At 46.9% G+C, this 22,207-nt stretch carries 21 protein-coding genes; 11 read left to right on the top strand and 10 right to left on the bottom strand.

Translation table 11 applies throughout. The features are described 5' to 3' along the window. Positions 1 to 53 precede the first annotated feature (53 nt). Together murQ and D3H65_RS30955 are read right to left on the bottom strand one after the other, a co-directional pair. The gene (murQ, locus tag D3H65_RS30960; protein ID WP_119054021.1) at positions 54 to 869 is read right to left on the bottom strand and encodes an N-acetylmuramic acid 6-phosphate etherase; all 816 of its coding nucleotides are present in this window, start codon (positions 867 to 869) and stop codon (positions 54 to 56) included. A 44-nt stretch (positions 870 to 913) separates the two neighbouring features. Beyond that, complete coding sequence (locus D3H65_RS30955; RefSeq protein WP_119054020.1) at positions 914 to 1,762, bottom strand: N-acetylglucosamine kinase; 849 nt, start codon at positions 1,760 to 1,762, stop codon at positions 914 to 916. Positions 1,763 to 2,000: 238 nt separating this feature from the next. Here D3H65_RS30955 and D3H65_RS30950 point away from each other — a divergent pair, with 238 nt between their 5' ends. Continuing rightward, positions 2,001 to 3,584 (top strand): S41 family peptidase, encoded by a 1,584-nt coding sequence (locus tag D3H65_RS30950; protein ID WP_119054019.1) that lies wholly within the window; start codon positions 2,001 to 2,003, stop codon positions 3,582 to 3,584. 194 nt (positions 3,585 to 3,778) lie between these two features. Here D3H65_RS30950 and D3H65_RS30945 read toward each other — a convergent pair whose 3' ends face one another. Continuing rightward, positions 3,779 to 4,186, bottom strand: coding sequence for a DUF6249 domain-containing protein (locus D3H65_RS30945; protein ID WP_211345576.1), 408 nt, complete (start codon positions 4,184 to 4,186; stop codon positions 3,779 to 3,781). A gap of 381 nt (positions 4,187 to 4,567) precedes the next feature. Between D3H65_RS30945 and D3H65_RS30940 the strand changes: the two genes are divergently transcribed. Continuing rightward, positions 4,568 to 5,152: an RNA polymerase sigma factor gene (locus D3H65_RS30940; protein WP_119054017.1), complete on the top strand. Its 585-nt coding sequence runs from the start codon at positions 4,568 to 4,570 to the stop codon at positions 5,150 to 5,152. Positions 5,153 to 5,168: 16 nt separating this feature from the next. Continuing rightward, positions 5,169 to 5,705: a hypothetical protein gene (locus D3H65_RS30935; RefSeq protein WP_119054016.1), complete on the top strand. Its 537-nt coding sequence runs from the start codon at positions 5,169 to 5,171 to the stop codon at positions 5,703 to 5,705. Between the two features lie 212 nt (positions 5,706 to 5,917). On the opposite strand, the gene D3H65_RS30930 is transcribed toward D3H65_RS30935, so the two are convergent. Further along, positions 5,918 to 6,265 (bottom strand): hypothetical protein, encoded by a 348-nt coding sequence (locus D3H65_RS30930; protein ID WP_119054015.1) that lies wholly within the window; start codon positions 6,263 to 6,265, stop codon positions 5,918 to 5,920. A 254-nt stretch (positions 6,266 to 6,519) separates the two neighbouring features. On the opposite strand from D3H65_RS30930, the gene D3H65_RS30925 reads away from it, so the two are divergent. The 5 genes from D3H65_RS30925 to D3H65_RS30905 are packed head-to-tail and all read left to right on the top strand — an operon-like array spanning position 6,520 to position 10,252. Continuing rightward, positions 6,520 to 6,987 (top strand): hypothetical protein, encoded by a 468-nt coding sequence (locus D3H65_RS30925; protein WP_119054014.1) that lies wholly within the window; start codon positions 6,520 to 6,522, stop codon positions 6,985 to 6,987. A gap of 57 nt (positions 6,988 to 7,044) precedes the next feature. Beyond that, positions 7,045 to 7,386, top strand: coding sequence for a hypothetical protein (locus tag D3H65_RS30920; RefSeq protein WP_119054013.1), 342 nt, complete (start codon positions 7,045 to 7,047; stop codon positions 7,384 to 7,386). A gap of 11 nt (positions 7,387 to 7,397) precedes the next feature. Then, a complete protein-coding gene (locus D3H65_RS30915; RefSeq protein ID WP_119054012.1) occupies positions 7,398 to 8,258 on the top strand; it encodes a hypothetical protein in 861 nt (286 codons plus the stop codon). Between the two features lie 3 nt (positions 8,259 to 8,261). After that, the gene (locus D3H65_RS30910; RefSeq protein WP_119054011.1) at positions 8,262 to 8,936 is read left to right on the top strand and encodes a response regulator transcription factor; all 675 of its coding nucleotides are present in this window, start codon (positions 8,262 to 8,264) and stop codon (positions 8,934 to 8,936) included. A gap of 2 nt (positions 8,937 to 8,938) precedes the next feature. Next, positions 8,939 to 10,252: a sensor histidine kinase gene (locus D3H65_RS30905; RefSeq protein WP_119054010.1), complete on the top strand. Its 1,314-nt coding sequence runs from the start codon at positions 8,939 to 8,941 to the stop codon at positions 10,250 to 10,252. Positions 10,253 to 10,392: 140 nt separating this feature from the next. Here D3H65_RS30905 and D3H65_RS30900 read toward each other — a convergent pair whose 3' ends face one another. From D3H65_RS30900 to D3H65_RS30890, 3 genes are all read right to left on the bottom strand, one after another. Further along, entirely contained in the window at positions 10,393 to 12,681 is a 2,289-nt protein-coding gene (locus D3H65_RS30900) for a Tex family protein (protein ID WP_119054009.1), read from the bottom strand. A 190-nt stretch (positions 12,682 to 12,871) separates the two neighbouring features. Further along, positions 12,872 to 13,516 (bottom strand): alpha/beta fold hydrolase, encoded by a 645-nt coding sequence (locus D3H65_RS30895; RefSeq protein WP_162915893.1) that lies wholly within the window; start codon positions 13,514 to 13,516, stop codon positions 12,872 to 12,874. 78 nt (positions 13,517 to 13,594) lie between these two features. Continuing rightward, positions 13,595 to 13,918, bottom strand: a complete 324-nt coding sequence (locus D3H65_RS30890) for a hypothetical protein (protein WP_119054007.1) — start codon at positions 13,916 to 13,918, stop codon at positions 13,595 to 13,597. 265 nt (positions 13,919 to 14,183) lie between these two features. Here D3H65_RS30890 and D3H65_RS30885 point away from each other — a divergent pair, with 265 nt between their 5' ends. After that, positions 14,184 to 15,545: a pyridoxal-phosphate dependent enzyme gene (locus tag D3H65_RS30885; RefSeq protein WP_119054006.1), complete on the top strand. Its 1,362-nt coding sequence runs from the start codon at positions 14,184 to 14,186 to the stop codon at positions 15,543 to 15,545. Between the two features lie 1,002 nt (positions 15,546 to 16,547). Here D3H65_RS30885 and D3H65_RS30880 read toward each other — a convergent pair. Then, positions 16,548 to 18,911, bottom strand: coding sequence for an ABC transporter permease (locus D3H65_RS30880; RefSeq protein ID WP_119054005.1), 2,364 nt, complete (start codon positions 18,909 to 18,911; stop codon positions 16,548 to 16,550). 180 nt (positions 18,912 to 19,091) lie between these two features. Between D3H65_RS30880 and D3H65_RS30875 the strand changes: the two genes are divergently transcribed. Together D3H65_RS30875 and D3H65_RS30870 are read left to right on the top strand one after the other, a co-directional pair. Then, on the top strand, positions 19,092 to 19,889 hold the full coding sequence (locus tag D3H65_RS30875; protein WP_245999631.1) for a helical backbone metal receptor: 798 nt from the start codon (positions 19,092 to 19,094) through the stop codon (positions 19,887 to 19,889). Positions 19,890 to 19,982: 93 nt separating this feature from the next. Continuing rightward, on the top strand, positions 19,983 to 21,074 hold the full coding sequence (locus D3H65_RS30870) for a hypothetical protein (RefSeq protein ID WP_119054004.1): 1,092 nt from the start codon (positions 19,983 to 19,985) through the stop codon (positions 21,072 to 21,074). 12 nt (positions 21,075 to 21,086) lie between these two features. Here D3H65_RS30870 and D3H65_RS30865 read toward each other — a convergent pair whose 3' ends face one another. Both D3H65_RS30865 and D3H65_RS30860 read right to left on the bottom strand, forming a co-directional pair. After that, complete coding sequence (locus tag D3H65_RS30865) at positions 21,087 to 21,704, bottom strand: hypothetical protein (protein ID WP_119054003.1); 618 nt, start codon at positions 21,702 to 21,704, stop codon at positions 21,087 to 21,089. Between the two features lie 28 nt (positions 21,705 to 21,732). Further along, the gene (locus D3H65_RS30860; RefSeq protein WP_119054002.1) at positions 21,733 to 22,188 is read right to left on the bottom strand and encodes a GNAT family N-acetyltransferase; all 456 of its coding nucleotides are present in this window, start codon (positions 22,186 to 22,188) and stop codon (positions 21,733 to 21,735) included. Between the last annotated feature and the right edge of the window lie 19 nt (positions 22,189 to 22,207).

Genomic DNA, 22,207 nt, shown 5'->3' with positions numbered 1-22,207 from the left:
GGGTTACACCCAGAAACGCGAAACGCTTAACACGAAACACAAAACCCTGGCTCTCATCCCAGTGAATCCACGGCTTTCTTTACGCTGCCGTGCTGGATGAGGAGGGCTTTGGCCTTATCGTAGTCTTTGATGCCTGTTTTTTCCATTACCATCCTGGTACCCCGGTCCACCAGCTTACTGTTGGTAAGCTGCATATTGACCATCTTATTGTCTTCTACCCGGCCGATCTGGATCATCACGGTAGTAGAGATCATATTCAGTACCAGCTTCTGGGCGGTGCCGCTTTTCATGCGGGTACTGCCGGTTACGAATTCAGGACCTACTACCACTTCTACCGGGAACTCGGCAGCCTGGGCCAACGGAGAACCCTGGTTGCAGGTAATACAACCGGTAACGATACCGTTCTTGCGGGCTTCATTGAGGGCCCCTATCACGTAAGGAGTGGTGCCGCTGGCTGCAATGCCAATGACCACATCGTTTTTAGTAACTGCATGTTGCTGCAGATCAAGCCATCCCTGGTCCCAGCTGTCTTCTGCCTGCTCCACAGGACGTTGGATAGCTATTTCGCCCCCGGCAATCAGGCCAATGACCAGGCCCTGGGGCATGCCATAGGTAGGGGGGATCTCCGAAGCATCCAGGATACCCAGCCTTCCGCTGGTACCTGCGCCCATGTAAAACAAACGTCCACCGGCCAGCATTTTATCAGCAATGGCGGCTACCAGCTGCTCAATTTGCGGAATCGCCTTCTCCACTGCCAAAGGCACTATCTTATCTTCCTCATTGATATTAATCAGAAGATCGTGAATACTCATCTTTTCCAAATGCCTGTAATGACTCGACTGCTCAGTTACTTTGTTGAATGCTGACATGTATGCTTTTTCTTGCTTTTTTACTTGAATCGTGTACGAACTCTCTACTTCTCAAGATGGTATTTGATCAGGCCTTCCATCGGGTTTTTCAGTATCTGCCCTAATTCAAACTCATAGGAATGACAGAGATCTGTTACTGCATCACGGAAGGCCCAGGATACACCTCCTGTGAAATGGATGGGCATTTTCCAGCTTTCCCCGTATTTGCAAAGATGGTTAAAGAAAAAATCATTTATTCCATCCTCCACTATATTCTCCACCATGAAATGCCCGCGGTTTTCTGCCAGGAAGAGGGTGAAGGTGGCCAGATAACGATTGGGGAATGGTTTCTTATATATATTTTCCAGTATTTCTACCGCATTTATACCCTTGTATTTAGCCTCAAATTTATAACGAAGTTCTTCATCAAAGGTATTGTACAGGTAATATTGCAGCACTTTTTTACCCAGGTAGGCCCCACTGCCTTCATCGCCCAGCACATACCCAAGGCCCGGACTGTTCTTTACGATCTTATTTCCATTATAATAGGCGGAATTGCTACCGGTACCCAGGATGCAGGTAATGCCCTTTTCCCGGCCTGCCAGGGCACGGGCAGCCCCATAGAGGTCGTGGGTAACCATTATTTCTATACCGGGGAATACGTTGGCAATAGCTTTTTTTACCAGTTTGGCATTGGCGGGATTGCTGCACCCGGTACCATAATAAAATACAGCGTCTACAGATGCTTTTTTTAATCCGGGCAACAACTCATTACGGATAATAGCTTCAATCTGCGGAGTATTCAGAAAATAGGGACTGATACCCTGTGTAAACACTGTCTTGCTCTTCTTCCTTGTTTCTGCCAGGCACCATTCACATTTGGTAGCCCCGCTGTCAGCAATCAAAATGGCCATAGATATATCCGTTTAATCTTCCATACTCAGCAGCAACCATTTAACGAAGGTAAAGCGTGGAATTGAGAATTAATTATGAACTTCGCCCCTAAATTTTAAAATTGAGCGACCCCGCATGAAGTAACCTGTCTGACAGCCCATTCTACAAAAAAGCAGCAGAAACCCGCATATCTGCTTGTCTTTTAGCAGAAAAGCTACGAGGTTATGACATCCGACCTTTAAAAAATATACTTTCCAGATGAAGAAACTACAGGTATGGCTACCCTTATTATTTGCATTGGTGCTGATAGCAGGTATGTGGATTGGCTTCCGGTTACGTGACAATATTCCTTATTCCCGGGGTATTTTTCAAACGGCTAATAAGTCTTCTGTACAAGAGGTGATCGACCTGATCAACCTGCGTTATGTAGACAAGGTCAATACGGATACGCTTACAGATGATGCCATACAGGCCATGCTGAGCCACCTGGACCCCCACTCTGTTTTCATTCCCGCCCGGTACCTTGATGATGTGAATGAAGAGCTTCAGGGTAATTTTGAAGGCATCGGCGTAGAGTTTTACATCATCAACGATACCGTCAACGTCACGAATGTACTGGCGGATGGACCGAGTGACAAAGCCGGCCTGCAGGTAGGCGACCAATTCCTGAAAGTAGGCGACTCTATCGTAGCCGGTAATATCGATGGCGATAGGATCAAGAAACTTTTACGTGGACCGGGCGGCAGTACGGTACCGGTAGAAGTGCTCCGGAATAAACAAACGGTCAGGACCACCATTACCCGGGGTACCATTCCCTTGTATTCAGTAGATGCATCATATATGATAGATGCCACTACCGGCTATATACACCTCAATAAATTTTCCGGCACTACGTACGAAGAGTTTATGCAGGCTACGGAGAAACTGCAAAAGCTGGGCATGAAGCAGCTGATCTTTGATGTACGCGACAATGGCGGCGGCATCCTGGGTGAAGCAGTGGATATTGTAGATGAATTCCTGAATGACAACAAACTGATCGTATATACCCAGGGCGACAAACAAGCCCGGCAGGATTTCCGGTGCAAGCGCCCCGGCCTGCTGGAAGAAGGCAAAGTGGTATTACTGGTGGATGAAAATTCAGCTTCTGCCAGTGAGGTAGTAGCCGGCGCCCTGCAGGATTGGGACCGCGCCACCATTATTGGCCGTCGCACCTTCGGCAAAGGGCTGGTGCAGGAACAATATGACCTCACCAATGGCGCTGCCTTGCGCTTAACGGTAGCCCGCTATTATAGCCCGCTGGGCCGTAATATCCAGAAACCTTACAATAAAGGCAGGGCTGCCTACCAGGATGAAGTAGCCGAACGCTTTCACAATGGAGAGATGATCAAGGGCGATACCAGCACCAACCACAATGGCCATTCATATAAAACACCCAAGGGCAGGATCGTATATGGCGGTGGCGGTATCACACCGGATATCTTTATTCCCTACGACACAACGGGCTTTTCACGTCCCGTGTATGAATTGTTCAATCAACAAACCTTCAGCCGCTTTATCTATGGTTATTATATTCAAAACCGCACTTATTTCAACCAGTTCAAGACGCCGGCCGATTTTAACCAGCGGTTCAACCAGACCGAGGCGGCCTGGAATAGCCTGGTAGACTATGCAGCGAAAGATTCCATCCAGCTGAAAGGACTTACGGGCCGTGACAAAGAAGAAATAGAAAAGCGTATCAAAACCTGGCTGGCCCGCCAAATGTGGCGTATGCCTGGTTATTTTGAAGTGAACAATGCTTCAGATACGATGGTAAAGAGAGCGATGCAGGAGTTGAAGAAATAGAATACAGAATTTAGAATACAGAATACAGAAGCTTTTTTCGCGGCAACTGTTCTGTATTCTATATATAGACTCCTGTATTCTGTCTCCTGTATTCTGTGTCCTGTATTCTCGTTTCTTATAAAAAAAGCAGGATCACCTTAGGGCGATCCTGCTTTTTTGTTGATCATGTGGCTGATACTTGTGTGATGCGCTATTTAATCCCTGTTGGGTAAACTCCGGTCGTATTGTTCTTGTTTGTCCAGCAACTCCTTCTTCTCGATCTTGTAGGAGGCGATCAATCCCAATCCACCGCCGATGGCTATGAGGGCAAAGTAGATGGCAGGGTTGTCGGCATCATTATGGCCCCACTTGTCGGCACGGAACAATACATAGTCGGCCAGTATATAGGCCACCAGTAATCCTGCACCGGCGCCTACGAGGAGCAATCCCCATTTCAGGTTCATAAATGGCGCAGGGCGCTTTTGATTCAATTTGGGGTCCATGCCTTTATCGATCATGGCCATATTTTCACGGCTGCGCAGGTAGCGGATACCGAATATCATTAAAAGGAGCGCTAAACTGCTGAGTATTAACCAGATTATCGCTAATATACCTTCGTCCATGGCTTAAAGTTTTTTATTGTTTTAAAAGTTATTGCTTGCTTGTTATTGTATCAGACTACTGCTTTTGACCCGGGGTTACAGCTTTCTTAAGATTTTTTTTCAGCACCTGTTACATGAGATAAGACTACGGGTGGGGAGAGGAGGTTACAGGGTGTTTTGAAAAAAACCAGCTGCGAGCGACGAGCTGCGAGCTTCGAGCCCTGTTCTTCGCTGTATTAGCTCGCGGCTCGAAGCTCACAACTTGTCCCGCCATAGCGGGAGCTCGCAGCTTTTCCTGATTTGTCTTCCCATATTATAATTATACAGTACCTACCCCATCTTTTGAAAATTCTTACCTTACAGTGTAACCTGCCACCGTCACATGTAGTCTTATTACCAGCAATGAATACCGGAACGAATGATAATGAGATCATTAGCAGAGTGCTGCGTGGTGAGCAATCACTGTATGCCGACCTGGTGAAACGATACCAGAATTTCGTTTTCACCATCACGCTACGGTACACTACCAGCCGGGAGGATGCTGAAGAAATAGCCCAGGATGTATTTGTAAAAGCATACCGCAGCCTGGCCGATTTCCGCGGTGAGTCCCGCTTTAGCACCTGGCTCTATACCATTGTGACTACTACCTGCATCACTTTCCTGCGTAAAAAGAAACTGGACACGCATTCACTGGACAATGAAAAAGTGTTTGAAACGGTGGAAAGTACCGATTCAGGCTTCAAGGCCAACCAGGTAGAACAGAAATCCAAGATACAGATGGTCAACAAAGCCATCCGGTTATTAAGCCCTGATGATGCCAAACTGATCAACCTGTTTTACCAGGGCGAACAAAGCCTGGAAGAAATAGGACAGATCATGGGACTGGAGCCCAATACGGTGAAGGTACGCCTGCACCGGGCCCGGCAAAGGCTGAAGGACAAAATGGAAACGCATTTTGTACAGGAAGTAAAAGACATTATGAACTGATCTAAAAAGAAGTTATATGAACACGCCATCATCCATCGAAGAGCGTTTGTGGGATTATATCGACGGTCATTCCCTGCCGGAAGAGAAATCTGCTATTGAGCAGTTGATCGACAGCAATATAGAATGGCGGCATAAATACCACGAATTACTTGAAGTACACCAGCTCATGACGAATAGCCTGGAACTGGATGAACCTTCCATGCGCTTTACCCAGAATGTGATGGAGGATATTGCCAAATACCAGATTGCTCCTGCTACGCAATCCTATATCAACAAACGTATTATATGGGGCATTGCCACCTTCTTTATACTGACCATTGCAGGTTTCCTGATCTATAGCTTTGGACAGATCAATTGGTCATCCGGTGGCGGCAGTGGCAGCACTACCCTGCCTTTCAATATTGATCCTTCCCGGATCAATAGTATCGACTTCAGTAAACTCTTCAACAATACCTACACCAATGTCTTCCTGATGGTGAATGCCGTACTCGGACTGGTATTGCTGGATATGTACCTCGGCAAAAAGAAAAAGCAGTTGCAGGGGAAGCATTAAATGATTTCGGATGCAGGAGGCAGAATTTCGGATTGCTCTGCGTTTTGAGGTTCCTGGTTTAATCTTTCAGCTTGCAAGCTTTACTGTTTTTATAGGTAAAAAGGGATGCATTTCATTGCAAGCATCCCTTTTTACATGGTGATCTTCATATATCACTATGTTCCGGTATGCCCTTCCGATTCCTCGGAAGGGCTTTTGTATCTACCTGCCAATCAACAAGGGGAAGTATAGGCACCGCCCTGGTAGTTGGTCCAGTTGTTACCACATTGAAAATTGATATTTACTGTAAAGACACCGGCAGACCCCGAAACGGGTGTAATGGAAACTACTGAGAAGGGGACAGATACTCCGCCCACGGTCACAGCCAGCACATACGCTGTTGAGAGATCACTGGCTATTTTAATTTCTACGATGCCGCCAGGGCAACCGGTACTTAAATAACCGCAATAGTCTACCCAGGCTAATTTCTTGAACATTGCCGGTTTGTCAACTGACTGAACAGGTTTCTGGAATGCGCATACAGCAAACAATACAGCAATCAAAAGGATTCTGGTTTTCATAATAAAATGTTTTTGATGTTAAATGATAGCCGGATCGATCCATGCAAAGACATCATATATATGAGTTACTAAAAATAACACTTAAGTTTTTTAATTGTAAATACTACAGTAATTATCTGTTTACGCGGAATAGCCAGTATTATACTCATATTATCTCCACTGACAGGTTCTTTCTTTTTTCATCTTCGCTTCATCTTCGGCTTATAGTTTTGTTCCTGTAATAGCAATCTAAAAAAACATCTAAAACAAACATTATGAAAACCAACTTCTTATTTGTATCCCTGGTATTGTTGTCGGGCGTGGCCCTGGCACAGGATGTCAACGTAAAGAATGAAGCTGCTTCCAAAGTACAGGTAAAAGCCACCCCGGTCGAAAAGCCCGTGGCAGCCAGCAGCACGGTAAGCTCCACCACTGCGGCCAGTGCCACCACCGGCGGCTCCAATATTGGCGGCAAACTGGCAGCAGGAACCAGCACACAGGTAACGGCGAATAGCCACCAAGCAGCGGTCAGCACACCGGTGCAGGCACAAGCAGCTGTATCACCGGAAGCAACAGTGACCACTGTACAAAAGGTTAAAAAGGCCAGCACTTCCACTGTTCATAAAGCATCCAGCACGGTAATTGAAACAGGAGAAGCTGCAAGAAGCGCCATCAAACCAGTGCAAGTACAAACCAGCCTGCAAAGCACCCTGAGAACAGGGGTAAAATTGGGTATTCAATAACTTAAAGCCGTAACAGATTTTTGTTTCTATCTAAACAAAAATCTGTTACTTTTATAAATGGCTAAATTGTTCATACAACGGTTTATTTTCCTGGTACTGCTGTGCCTCCTCCGTTCTTTGATCAGTGAGGGCAATGATGGCAGCAACAGTATCAACCGGTTTCGCCATATGCCGGGGATCCATAGGATGAAAATGGTGACAGATACGATACCTGTCGTCATCCCCGACACGAAGAAACCGGAGGAGAATGTACCGGCAACCGTGAAACCTGCTATCATAAAAGAAGTGCCAAAATCCCGCAGACAGGTGAAGCCGGTTACTTTACCCACTGTACCTGTCAAGCCCATCAAGGTGATCAAACCAACGGTCATCAAACGGGTGATCGGGATGATTGGCTAAAATTCAGCCACATGATGAAACTAACTTTCCTGCTAATAGCAACCGGTATCGGTGTATCCTGTATAGCTCAAACCGACACTACAGCTACAACAGATTCCACCAATAAAGCCACCCTTACGCTAGGCGCTTCCTATTCCAATAATGCGAATTATTATGGTCAGCGGGCACAGGAAAATATGCCCTATATAGCTGCCAATGCTACTTACCGTTTACGCTCGGGTATTTATTTTTCCGGTATGGGCTTTAAACTCCTGAACGATTCCGGCTCGGCCATTTCCGCTACCAGCCTGGGAGCAGGTATATCGTTCCCACTCAGCAAGCGCCTGACAGCCGATCTCAGCTATAGTCATACTTTCTATCCGGCCCACTCTCCTTTTCTGCAGGCGGCCAATGCCGACAATGTAAGTGGCTCGCTTACACTCGAAAACTGGTTGAGCACTACAGCCAGCGTAGATTATGCCTTTGGAAAAACGCAGGATGTATTCGTGACGCTGGGTACCAGCAAATTTATCAACCTGGGCAGCCTCAGCCCCAAAGATTTTGTTTCCTTAACACCAGCTATTGAAGTAACAGGAGGCACACAGCATTTCTATGAGACCTATGTTACCGAAAAGAGATTAAGGGACAGCTTGCTGGGTCTGCTGATACCACCGATCCTCGGCGGTCCGGGCAATAATGGCACGACCACCCATACAACGGTATCTACCAGTTTTGACCTGTTGTCCTATAATTTAAAGTTGCCGCTTGCTTATAACCGGGCCCATTATTTGTTGGAGCTAGCCTACCAGTTGTCGGTATTAAGTGAGAAAGCCCCTAAAGGCACCGGCCATACCAACTCATTTTTCACCTGTAGTTTTTATTACCAGTTTTAAACTATGAGGGTACTGATCGTAGAAGATGAAAGATCTTTAGCGCTTGAAATGGAGGCCTTCCTGCTAAAGGCCTTTTATTTGTGTGATCTTGCATTTACTGCCCGGCAAGGACTGCAGCAGATGGAGGAAAACCAATATGATTTCATCCTGCTCGACCTGGGGCTTCCCGATAAAGATGGGCTGCAGGTGTTGGAAGATGCCAAGCGCAACTGTCCCGGCGCCTCCTACATCATCTTAACCGCCCGGGGCGACCTGGAAGACCGAATCAAGGGGCTTGACCTTGGGGCCGACGATTACCTGCCCAAACCTTTCTCCCTGCTGGAGCTGCAATCACGCATGCAGGCCATTACCCGCCGCAAATCGGGACTTAAAGACGCGCTGGTTGCGCTTGGTGATTTTACTGTTGACCTCAGCCAACGCAATATCCTTTTTGACAACCAGGCCATCGAACTCTCCCGTAAAGAGTTTGACCTGCTCAGCTACCTCCTGCTGCATAAGAACAGGCCGCTCACCAGGGCGCAGCTCAGTGAGCATATCTGGGGCAATTTCTCCGACGATGATTATGATTCCAACTATATTGATGTACACATCAAGAACATCCGGAAGAAACTAAGCGTCTATGCGCCTGTCGAATGGCTGCAGACCATTCGCGGGATTGGCTATAAAATAAAACTGTGAGCGTGAAACTGTTTACCAAACTAACCCTGTTCATTACACTATCCAAGCTGGCCATTGTGGTGCTCTTTGTGCTGCTGTTGCCGGTACTGGTAAACCGGGTAGCCTCTGAATACACCAACTATTACCTGCGCGAACAGAAGAAAAAAGTACTGAAGGCCATCCAGTCGAATGGGATCGATTATTACCTGCAGGGCGAAGGCAGCTACGGCAGTTATACCATGCTGAAGGAAGAATACATATCCCTGGAGCCAGACACTGCGGGGCTATGGCATGATACCATTGAAACCGCCCGTCGCCTGGTAGAAACAGATACCCTCACCTACCGCATCTTAAGACATGTCTTTAGCTACGATAAAAAGAATTACCTGCTGGAAGTAGGCAAGACCACCGCTACCATCAGCCAATACAACCGGCCACTGCAACGGGTAGCGTTATTTGTATTGATCGCTTTGATCATCCTTACCATACTGGTCGACCTGCTCTATACCCGCCTGGTGCTGCGGCCCCTGGCGGTCATCATCCGCACCCGGCTGGTGAACCGGCGCTTCCCCTTCAAAGAACACCTGCCGCCGATCAGAACGTCGACGGCAGACTTCAGGTACCTCGACAATGCCCTGATAGAGCTGATGGGGAAAATAAAGGAAGCCTTCGACAAGGAACGGGAGTTTACTTCCAATGCGTCGCATGAGTTGATGACGCCCATCAGCATACTGCAGAACAAACTGGAAAACCTGATGGTAGACAGTGATATGAATGAGGCCTTGCAGGAAAAGACCATGGGTATGATGAAGACGCTGAACAGGTTGAAGAAGATCGTTCATTCCTTGTTGCTCATCTCACGGATAGAGAATGACCAATTCACCCGGACAGACACCATCAACATTGAACAACTATTGCAGGAGGTGATGGAAGAATTGGGGCATCGTGCAGAGGCCAGGGGAATTACGGTATCCATCACGCTTCCACCCGATGGCATTGTTATTCCGAACATGAACCATGAGCTTATTTTCCAGTTGTTTTATAACCTGATCAACAATGCCATTCGGTACAATAAAGAAAATGGCCAGCTCTTCATCAGTGCAAAAATATCTCCACTTCATACCTGGACGATCTATATACAGGACACAGGTATCGGTATACCGGCAGAAGAGCTGGATACGATCTTTGATCGCTTCAAGAAGGCCAACCGGTCAACGGGCGAAGGTTATGGATTGGGGCTATCGATTGTAAAGAGTATTGCCCAATACCATACTATTCGTATCGAAGTAAGTTCAGAGGCTGGAAAAGGAACGGTATTCAGTGTAGTTTTTCCGTGAGTAAGAATGGGAATTTCAAGGAGGCTTAGTGTTTTAGAAAGATAGCAGCCTATAAACCAAAGAAAGCCGGCCATATAGACCGGCTTTGTATAAGCTGTTTTATTTGTCCCGCTCCGCGGGAAGATTCACTATTCACAACCCTAATCGTTGAACTTCTTCTTCAGTTCCATCAGCTTGGCCTGGAAGGGATTCAGCGGCTCCTGCTTTTTAGGCTGCTGGGGCTTATTGCCGGAAGGCCTGCTGCCGCCGCCACCTTGTTGTTGGGGACGCTGCTTGTCGCCGCCGCCACCGGCCCTGCTTTGGTCCTTCATGGTCAGCGCGATCCGCTTCCTGTTCACATCCACTTCGGTAACGGTAACCGTTACTTTCTGGTTCAGCTTCACTACCTGGTTGGGGTCGGACACGAAGGTGTTGCTGAGCTGTGAAATATGCACCAGTCCATCCTGCTTTACACCAATGTCTACAAACACGCCAAAGTTGGTAATATTCGTCACGATACCGGGGACGGTCATTCCCTGCTTCACATCTTCAATGGACTTGATGGTATCATCAAAGCGAAACTCTTCAATGGGCGCCCGTGGGTCACGACCCGGCTTTTCCAACTCCTTGAGGATATCTGTAATGGTGAACTCACCAATGGTCTCGCTGATGTATTGCTTTTTATTGATCTTCTTGCGCAGTTCTGATTGCTTGATCAGGTCTTCCAGGGAAGCCTGCAGGTCTTTGGCCATCTGCTCTACCACGAAATAGCTTTCGGGGTGCACAGAGGAATTGTCCAATGGATTGGCCGCACCGGAAATGCGTAAGAAGCCCGCACATTGCTCAAAGGTCTTGGGTCCCATCATGGGTACTTTCTTCAGTTCATCGCGGCTTTTGAAAGCGCCGTTCTTCAGGCGGTATTCCACGATGTTTTTGGCCAGGGTATTGTTGAGACCAGATACATACAGCAACAGGTGTTTGGAAGCGGTATTTACATCCACGCCTACATAGTTCACGGCGCTTTCCACTACCCTGTCGAGTGCGTCTTTCAATTTGGTTTGGTTCACATCGTGCTGGTACTGCCCTACCCCAATGGATTTGGGATCGATCTTTACCAGTTCGCTCAGGGGATCGAGCAGGCGGCGGCCAATGCTCACTGCGCCACGCACAGTAACATCCTGGTCGGGGAACTCTTCCCGTGCTACTTCTGACGCGGAATAAATAGAAGCACCGCTTTCATTGACCTGGAACACACTCACTGGTTTGCCAAAATCAATACCTCTTACCAACTGCTCTGTTTCACGGCCTGCAGTACCATTGCCTACACCAATCGCTTCGATATCGTACTTATCTACCAGGAACTTAATTTCTGCTTCGCTCTTCGACCATTCATTCTGCGGCGGATGGGGATAGATAACACCATGGTACACCATATTGCCCTGGGCATCCAGGCACACGGTCTTACAACCCGTACGGAAGCCCGGATCGAGGGCCAGTACTTTCTTGGAACCTAATGGGGAAGCCAGCAATAACTGGCGCAGGTTTTCTGTAAACACATGGATGGCCTCTTCATCGGCTTTGTTCTTGCTCACCAGGCGGAACTCATTTTCAATAGATGATTTCAGCAGGCGCTCATAGCTATCTTCGATGGCTTTCTTTACCTCTGTGCTGTTGGGATTGGAGGCTTTGATAAAGATCCTTTCCAGTTCATCTACTGCCTGTTGTTTGTCGATATTGATATCCATCACCAGGTAGCCTTCTTTTTCGCCCCGGCGGATGGCCAGTATGCGGTGAGAAGGGCTTTGTGATAAGGGTTCATTGAATTCAAAATAATCACGGTATTTCTGGGCTTCTTCCTCGTCTTTCTTGCTGGTGAGTACCTTGGCCGACAAGTGAGAGGTTTCGGTAAACAGCTGGCGTACTTTATTGCGTGCCTGCTCATGTTCCGCTACCCATTCAGCAATGATATCGCGGGCGCCCTGCAAGGCTTCCTTGGTATCTTTTACCTGTTCGTTGATGAACTTGCCTGCTTCGGCAGTAGGATCTTCCGCCCCTTGTTCAAACAATGTTTTGGCCAGTGGCTCCAGTCCTTTTTCAATGGCCTGGGTGGCTCTTGTTTTGCGTTTGGGTTTATAAGGTAGGTAAATATCTTCCAATACTGTGGCATCATAACAATCTTCGATGCGTTGTTTCAGTTCGGGTGTCAGTTTGCCCAGTCCTTCAATGGTCTTGATCACGGTTTCCTTCCGCTTTTCCAATTCGGTGAAATAAGCAATTTGCTCCACTACGTTTCCGATGGCTACCTCATCCATATTGTTGGTAGCTTCTTTGCGGTAACGCGCCATAAAGGGAATGGTAGCGCCTTCGGCCTGCAGGTCGTGAACACTGGTCACCTGCTTGAGTGTAAGGTTTAATTTCTCTGCAATCTTTTGTGTGTACTTTAATTCCATGGTCTGATACTTTAAGTAGTTCTGAGTTGAGCGTCCTGAGTTCTGAGCCGTGGATCCGGAGTTCCCTTCTCCCGACTCTTAACCATCGACTCCCGACTGATTTCAGGGCAGCAAATGTAAGTGAAGGAATGAAAGAAAAAACTTTGTTTTTATCAACAGTATCAACTGTTCTCAATATGTATTTTAATAACTATATAGCCAGGGCATTGTGCAGTATCCTGTTTACATCATCCGGTTGTGACATCACCATCAGGTGACCCGCTTTGGGAATGATATGGGTAGGTTTTGTATAGCGTGCAGGCAATACTTCATCGCGCGTGCCATGGATATGCAATACCTGTTGCGGCATTTCTTCATTCTTCCAGGTAAGGATCGCTTCCATCGACCAACGGATAAAAGCAGGATCGCTGCTGTTGATGATCTCCCAGATCAGCTTTTTATCTTCGGACTTTTCATTGGTGATGTACCTTTTTAAGCGGGCAGCTGTTTTTACCATGCCGATAGGTACTACTTTATGGAGCCGCAAGGCAGCGGCTACGCGGAAATAACCCGGCAATTGGGCGGATAAGGGAATACTTGCGATCAGGATGGTTTTAACCGGGGGATAACGTTTGGCAATTTCAGTGACCAGCATACCACCAAAGGATAAGCCGATCAGCACAAATGGCTGGCTGGTGTCGATCCGTTCCGCCATCCGGATGGCATAGGAGGCTAAAGATTCTTGTTTTTGGGGGTCAATCCAGGTAAGGTGTACGATCTCATATCCTTCGGGTAAACGGACATATTTAAAGACGCGCTCATCGGCGGCCATTCCACTGATAAAATATGCTTTCAAGTACCGGTAATTACAGCGTGAAAAATGTATACAAATTTATCACTTTACCAGTGATACAGTCCGTTAAAAACCGGCTTTCTATTGCCCGCCGGATGGAACTTCCCCGCCCGCCCGCGCGATCTTAAAGTACTCTTTGATCAGGGCCGTATACAGTTTATTGCTGGTTACATCCAACCGCACCTGTGCTGCCTGTCTCAGCTCTTCATTCGCCATGATCCTTTTAGCCTGGTAATTGGCATCTTCCATCATAGCATTCACTTCCTTTTGTTTTACACTGAGCTTACGTCGGCTCATATTCGGGTAGGCACTCACCACGGTTTTTTCGCCATACTGCTTGAATACGATCTGTTTGCCCAGGTGTCCGGACAGTTTTTTGAGTAATACATTTTCACTGATTGCCATAAAAGTGTTTTTTGGGTATGTATGCTACCTATCAAGAAGGCCTTTACCTTCTTGTAAGATAAGATATTTTTTTAATATACCTAGGGTTATGGTAAGGTTATTGTAGGGTTTAAACCTTTTAATAAACTTAAGAATACCCTAAGAAAACCCCAGGATGACCCTAAGATAAGAGGTACTAAAGAGAAGAAAGAGGCCAGGAAGACTGAACCTTCAACCCCTCACCACCTCCTATTTTCCGTACCTTTATCGCCACAAATACCGGAAAATGGATATCAAGAACAACATATTGGAAACGATTGGTAATACGCCTTTGATAAAGCTTAACAAGATCACGAAGGATATTCCCGGCACTATACTGGCCAAAGTGGATTATTTCAACCCCGGCAACTCGATCAAGGACCGGATGGCGCTGAAAATGGTCGAGGTGGCTGAAAAAGAGGGAAAACTAAAACCCGGCAGCACGATCATTGAATGCACCAGCGGCAATACGGGCATGGGGCTGGCGCTGGCTGGCTGTGTAAAAGGATACAAATGCATTTTTACAACTACCGATAAGCAATCGAAGGAGAAAATGGATATCCTGAAGGCGGTGGGTGCGGAAGTGATCGTGTGCCCTACCAATGTGGAACCCGATGATCCCCGCTCCTATTACTCTGTGGCCCGCAGGCTGGCCAAAGAAATTCCCAATTCTTTCCTGTGCAACCAATATGATAACCTGGCCAACAGGCTGGCGCATTATGAGACCACCGGTCCCGAACTGTGGGAGCAAACGGATGGCAAGATCACACACCTGGTGTGCACGGCCGGCACGGGTGGTACGGTAACGGGTACGGCCATGTACCTGAAAGAAAAGAATCCCAACATACAAATTTGGGCTATTGATGTGTATGGCTCGCTGCTCACCAAATATTTCCGTACAGGTGAAATAGATATGAAAGAGGTGCACCCCTATGTATCGGAAGGCTTTGGGGAAGACTTTGTGCCGGAGAATTATGATATGCGTGTGATCGATCACTTTGAGCAGGTAACGGATAAAGATGGCGCTGTAATGGCCCGGCGCATTGCCAAAGAAGAAGGTTTGTTTTGCGGGTATAGCGCCGGCAGCTGCCTGCAGGGGCTGCTGCAATTGAAAGACCGCCTGAAAGCAGATGATGTAGTGGTATGTATCTTCCATGATCATGGCAGCAGGTATGTGGGCAAGATCTACAATGACCAGTGGATGATGGAAAGAGGTTTCCTGGATGTAAAAACATTTAAAGACATTGTAAACGGCAGGACGGCCAAACAAAAGCTGGTAACCATTGAACCCAAACATACGGTGGCCGACGCGGTAGAGCTGATGCGCAAACATGATATTGAACACATACCAGTGGTCAATGGCAATGGACTGATAGGTGCGATCAGCGAAGGCGGCCTTTTCCAAAAAGTATTTTCCAATCCCGATATTAAGAATGCCTCGGTAGAAAGTGTGATGGAACCTGCCTTCCCGCTGGTAGAGTTCAATACACCCATTGAAAAGCTACGTACGCTCATCAATAAAGATAATGGGGCGGTGCTGAGCAAAGATGAAGCCGGCCACCTGCACATTGTCACCAAGTATGATGTGATACAGGCGCTGGGTAATTAAAAAAAGAGGCTGACCATTACTAGCCAGCCCCAGGGGGAAAATCTTTTAATCAGAGACAAAGTGTTCAAGACCTTTGGGGCCTTTACCATGAATGTTCAGATTAAGAGAGGGACCTGGTGTTTAGGGGGTTAAAAAGGGTTCCTCGCATAACTGGTACAAAGATGAAGCAGGAAAGGTGATGGTGGTAGTTTATTCGATCAATGCATCTAACCAGCCGTTGAATGGAGTTAAAAGTCAGATTAATTTATTTTAATATAGCTGTTGGTATGTGGATAACGCGTAACTTTCCTATTCCTCTTTTGATGGCGATCAATGAAAAGACCCTTTTACCAGGGCAAGTGCGTAGTATTACCATATACACTACGTTATCCTACTAGGTACACCCTGACAGACTTACTATTTTTGCAGTAAATACCGAATTTTTTAAATAGCGAGTTTCTGCTCTTGTTAACATTTCAGTGTGGATATATCTTTGTTATCGAAGTTGATTGATAGCTTATCAATCATTCCAATATCCAGGAGAAAAACCAGTTACACATCCAATATCCAGGAAAATCCTAAAATCCAGTATCAATCAACTTCTTTTTTTCTTTTAAATCCAAATGTCCGAAGTCCAATGTCCAAATGAAATGTCCGAGTCCAAAACGATTGTATAGTCCTTGCCTCTGAGAAACCAATGTCCAAAGTCAAAGTCCTAAGTCCAAGTCAAACCGTCCAAAGTCCAACGTCCGAAAAAAACCGATTTTGATCGTATCCTTGAAAAAACCGTCCAATAAGATCCAACGTCCGAACAAAAACCATTTAGTTCCAATTCCTGTGTGTTAAGAACCGCCTGCAATCCAATACCCTCCTGCTAGATGATCCTTATTCTATTTAGCAGGAGGCAGCAGCGGTCTCCTTTCCACCATTATCACTACGGAACGATTCCAGGGCCATTACTTCACAGCCCGTCTTACAGAACCATTTTTTAGCTTGTCGATTGTTTTTATTATTGTGGCTGTACTATTCAGCATCCAGGCTTTTTACCGGGTTGGCTATGGCCGCATTGACGGCCTGGAAACTGACTGTCGTTATCGTAAGCAGGATCATGCAAATGCCTGTGATCAGGAAGATATCGACACCCAGGGGAATGTGTAATGCAAAACCGGCTAACCAATGGTGCATGATCCACCAGGAGAGTGGCATGGCCATGCAAAGGGCTATCATCACGGCCCGCAGGAACTCTTTTGACAACAGCAGCACCACCTGGCTTACGGTGGCACCCAACACTTTGCGGATGCCTATCTCTTTGCGTTTCTTCTCGGCGGTGAAAGAAGCCAGTCCAAACAATCCCAGGCAGGATATCAGTACGGCCAGCCCTGCAAAGTATTGGGAAAGGATGGCTACGCGCTTCTCGGCATTGTATTGTGCCTGGTAATCCTCATCCAGGAATTTGTAATCAAACGGGAAGCCGGGATTATAGCTGGTATAAAAGGATCTTAGTTTATCAATGGTAGCCTTTTCAGCAGCCTGGTCTATTTTCACCATCACGGTGGTGTTCATAAAATCCAACTTAAAGAACAACGGTTTTACTTCTTCATGCAGGGACTGGAAATGAAAATTCTTTGCTACACCAATGATCTGGCGATCTGCCCCATCAAAGCGGATAGTCTTGCCTACCGGATCTTTAATACCCATAGCGGCAATCGCCGCTTCATTAAAGATGATCTTCGCGGTATCCATACCATAATCTGCAGAGAAGGAACGCCCCTCTTTCATGTCAATACCCAGTGTTTCTATCATACCATAATTGACCATGAAAGGTCTGAAAGGAATGGTCGCATCTGCCCCTTCATACTGCCAGCGGTTACCACTGGTAGGGCCGCCCAGCACATTGCCCACCATACTGGATGCATTGACCACGCCCGGGATATTCCTGACGGCGGCCAGGAATGCCGGCATAGCGCCTGGCACCTTGCCCTCCACGTCGAAATAAATAACCTGCTCTTTATCATAGCCTGCCTTATGGGATTGAATAAAGGCTATTTGCCGGTATACCACCAACACTGCCACTATGAATACCACCGATAAAGTGAATTGAAACACCACGAGGCCTTTACGCGCCCATTGCCCTCCTATGAGGTTGTTGAGTTTTCCTTTCAATACAGCAACGGGCTTAAAGCCGGAGAGATAGAAGGCAGGATAACCACCTGCCAGGCAGCCGGTGATCAACACAATGCCCAGGAGTGTTAAGATCAACCTTGTATTGATCCCGACAGAAAGTTCCTTGCCGGTCACCTGGTTGAAGGCAGGGAGTAAAGCTACCACCAGCAGCAGGGCCAGCAACATAGCCACAAAGACCAATAGCAGGGATTCGGCCAGGTATTGCAGGATGAGTGAGCCGCGGCCTGCGCCAATGGTCTTGCGGATACCCATCTCTTTCATTCTTCCGGCAGCTTTGGCAGTAGACAGGTTCATAAAATTGATACAGGCGATGATGAGGATAAAGATGGCAATGAGGGAAAACAACCTTACATAACTGATGCGGCCACCGGCTTGAACGCCATTCTCATAATTACCATAGAGGTAATTATCCCCATAGGATTTCAGGAATAGCTTACGTGCATTGCCATTGCTATGGGACTTCATAAAAGCGCTGAGCTTATCATTGAAAGCCTGCACAGATGTGCCTTCTTTCAACACGAGGTAGGTGTGGAAAGGGCCGCCACTGCTCAGGTCGCTGCTCATGTTCATGATCGTTTTAAACGCATCGAAGGGCAATACAAAGTCAAACTGTATGGAGGAGTTGGCAGGCGTGCCTTTAAAAACACCGGTCACCATGCTGGTGCGCCGGGTTTGGTCTAGTTGCCAGTATACTGCTTTCCCGATAATGCCTTCGGTGCTGTGGAACAAACGCATGGCCAGCTTTTCAGACAGGACAATACCGTTTCTATCATTCAGCACGGTTTGTTTATCGCCGCTGACGAGGGGATAGGTAAATACCTGGAAATAATCTTTCCCGGCAAACAGGCCGGCGCCATGGACATTGTCTTTGCCGGTAGTAAGGGGTACGCGGGGAAACCAGGTGGGCGGCGTGGTGGTAACAGCCTGCTTTACTTCGGGCATGTTAGCAGCCAGGTATTCGTCGAGGAGGGGCGGCGTTTCGCCCGAGGTGTTGATGCCGCTGCTGTTGGTCCGGTGCTCCATGACCTGGAAAAGCTGCTGGTCATTTTCATGAAACCTGTCTACACTTCTTTCGTCCTGTACCCATAACCAGATGAGCACGGTGACGGCGAGGCCGGTAGATAAACCCAGTAAATTGAGGATGGTGAATTGGCGGTTCTTCAACAGGTGGCGCCAGGCAATGGTCAGGTAGTTTTTAAGCATGTACAGGATTTAATCAGGCAGTGAGATGCATCCGGGGAGTTTTTCCACAAGAGGGTGCTGATCTTTTTGCAGAAAGGGTTGATTAGCTTTGCTGTGAATCTTAGAATTCAGAATCCAGAATCCAGAATTCAGAATCCAGAATTTAGAATCCAGAATATAGAATATAGAATTTAGCAGGCAGTGACCATACTTACATTCACCGATCAATTAGACAGAGCAATTCATTTGCCAGGCATACCCAGGCGGATCGTGTCGTTGGTGCCTTCGCAAACGGAGCTGCTGGCGGCACTGGGGCTGGATGATGTTGTCGTAGGCATCACAAAATTCTGCGTACATCCGGAAAGCTGGTTCCGCAGCAAGACAAGAATAGGCGGCACCAAAAAGGTACATATAGACAGGGTGCATGCGCTGCAGCCTGATCTGATCATCGCCAACAAAGAAGAAAATGTACGTGAGCAGGTGGAAGAACTGGCCAGGCATTACCCGGTGTGGGTGAGTGATGTCAATACCCTGGAGGATGCACTTGGCATGATCCGGGCCATTGGGGAGATCACGCACACAAGCGCCAAAGCAGCCTCTATTGCCGATACTATTCATACAAACTTCCTTCAACTGACTGGCCTGGCTCCTGCCCTGCGGACGGCCTACCTTATCTGGAAAGACCCTTATATGACGGTGGGCCGTGATACCTTTATCCATCACCTGCTTGGCCGCTGCGGATTACAGCATGTATTTGGGGATCAAACAAGGTACCCCGCTGTCAATATCGAAGCATTACAAGCTGCGGGCTGTGAGCTCCTGCTGCTTTCTTCGGAGCCCTACCCTTTTAAGCAACAGCATATTGATGAATTGCAAGGTTATTTACCCGACACGCGCATTGTGCTGGTGGATGGTGAAATGTTTAGCTGGTATGGCAGCAGGCTGCTGGAAGCGACAGGGTATTTCAAAGAATTACTGAATCGGATACAATTACTATAGATTGTGTAATTTGAAGGACGAGTGGTGAGTGGCTAGTGGTAAGGGGTAAGAGACGAGGACGTATACTATTTCTTAACTAATGTTTATTTATCATTGATACCAGATTTCACACCGGAAGAGAACAATAAACCTTCGCGCAAGAAGCCGATGTTTCCTGTAAAGGATGGGCTGCGGAATTACCTGAAAGTGCATGGCCGTGAGGTGAAGCTGCCGGTATCTTATAATGACCTGCTGCACATCACCTATTCTATTCCGCTGAAAGACAAGAACGGCAAGGACACGCTGTGGGAGAAAGCGGTGTATGACATGCGGGATTGGGAGTATATCCGGAGTGGACTGGTGAAGATGTATGCCTTTCTGAAAACGGAGGGTGATCTTACTTTTACGGCGCACCTGGATGTAGCGAGGATTGACTATTGCAGTTTTGGGAACTCGCATCCTTTCCGTATACGCATCATCAATAAATTCAACGACAACTACGATCACTTTTATATCAAGATAGCGGATGCTTCGCGTATCTATGGGTTGGAACTGGAGCACCTGCTTTCTCCCAACCGTATTACCTACCTCACACACAACAATACGCTGGTAGAAGAACATATACCCGGTATTCCCGGGGATGTGTTTATCCAAACGCACCTGTCCAGCCCGTCTACCAATAAGATCAGGCTGGCCAAGGAGTTTGTGAAGTTCAATGAACGTTGTTTTGTGCGGCTGCTGGGGGATATGCGCTCGTATAACTTTGTGGTGGACATTACACCGGATATTGAGGATTACCAATACCGTATCCGCGCTATTGACTTTGACCAGCAATCTTATGAAGGCAGGAAAAACCTGTACCTGCCACAGTTCTTCAAGGAAAACCTGGAACTGGTAAACCTGTGCAGCAAGTACCTCAACAAGGAGTCGATCGATCAATACCAGGCAGAGGAAAGGACGATGATGGCATTCCGGGTGGCTTCTACCCGCTTCCGGCTGATGGAGCTACTCAACATCATGGCGCGGGACAAGATATCCACGCCCGAAAAACTACAGCAGCTAAGAACTGACCTGGGCCTATATTTTCACAACCCGGCATTTAATAAATGTAATTCTATGGGGCAATTGGTGAAGCGCCAGCTGAAACAAACGCTGCAAAAGAACCTGGCGCTTATCCAAAAGAATTTGGGGAAGTTTGAGGATTAGGGATCAAATAAGTTATACTACTTCAGGAAGCAGGTTTTTACTCTTTAATATTTCTCTTGACACGCTATATATAATACCTGTATTCCAATCGTTCAGGTACTCAAATGCTTTATATATGTTGGGATCTGATTTTGAAAAAACAGTATAATAAGTACTATAGGATCTTGTCCCAAGGTCTTCCCACTTTATTAACCTGTTTTTATCCAAAAGAATACCATCCTGCCTGAAGGCAATTCCAAGCAGTTGAAAGTCTACTGATTCAGAAAATTGTTGTAAATAATGTCCTGTAATACCATCAAAATAAGTATCATATAGGGCATTGATCAATATTGCGTATTTCTCATGAAGTCTTGTTCTGTTAACTCCGTAAATTGATTTGAGTCTTATTTTTATAACTTCCCCTGATGAAGATTTAATATCTACGCAATAGATGCGACCAATTACAAACGAGTACCCTTTAATCCATTTGACCCCATATCTGAATGCAGTTATATCCTCCTTTAGAAACGTCGTTGGGGGTACTGCGATCCGATCTTTGTTATCAAAAGACAAAAACGCGTTATCAACAATTAGCTCCCGGTCCCTGTCAAATACAGACGACTTGATTAATAGAATGGTAGATGAATTCATATCAGAAGAGATGCTTTCTTTGTGATCATCACCTTGTGATTTCCTTTTCGAAACAAACACTGTTTTCAATACCGATATACTGGCCGTAGTTGGGAGTGATCGCGTATCCATTCTTTTTATACAGCTCAATGGCCTCGGGCTGTCTTTTTCCAGTCTCTAATACGCACTTCTTGTACGACAATTCCCGGGCCCATTTCTCTAATTCAGCCAACACAATGGAGGCAATTCCCCGGCCCCTGTATTCGGGCAATGTGTACATGCGTTTCACTTCCATGGCAGCGGGGCTGAATTCTTTTATGGCGCCACAACCTACGGGTTTACCATTCGCAAATGCAACAACAGCGTGTTTGATCTTGTCGATCTTGTTGAACTGGCCATAAAATGCATGGTCGGCTCCGTCTCTTTCTGCCAGGTCAGCGTCAAGGAGCCTTACCAATCCTACAAAATCCTGGTTGTCGGAGTCGGTTCTTATAGTATTGATCATGGTAATTTTATTAATGATG

It is taken from the genome of Paraflavitalea soli, from assembly GCF_003555545.1.
Lineage (GTDB): Bacteria > Bacteroidota > Bacteroidia > Chitinophagales > Chitinophagaceae > Paraflavitalea > Paraflavitalea soli.
This window is presented reverse-complemented; position numbering and strand designations above follow the sequence as displayed.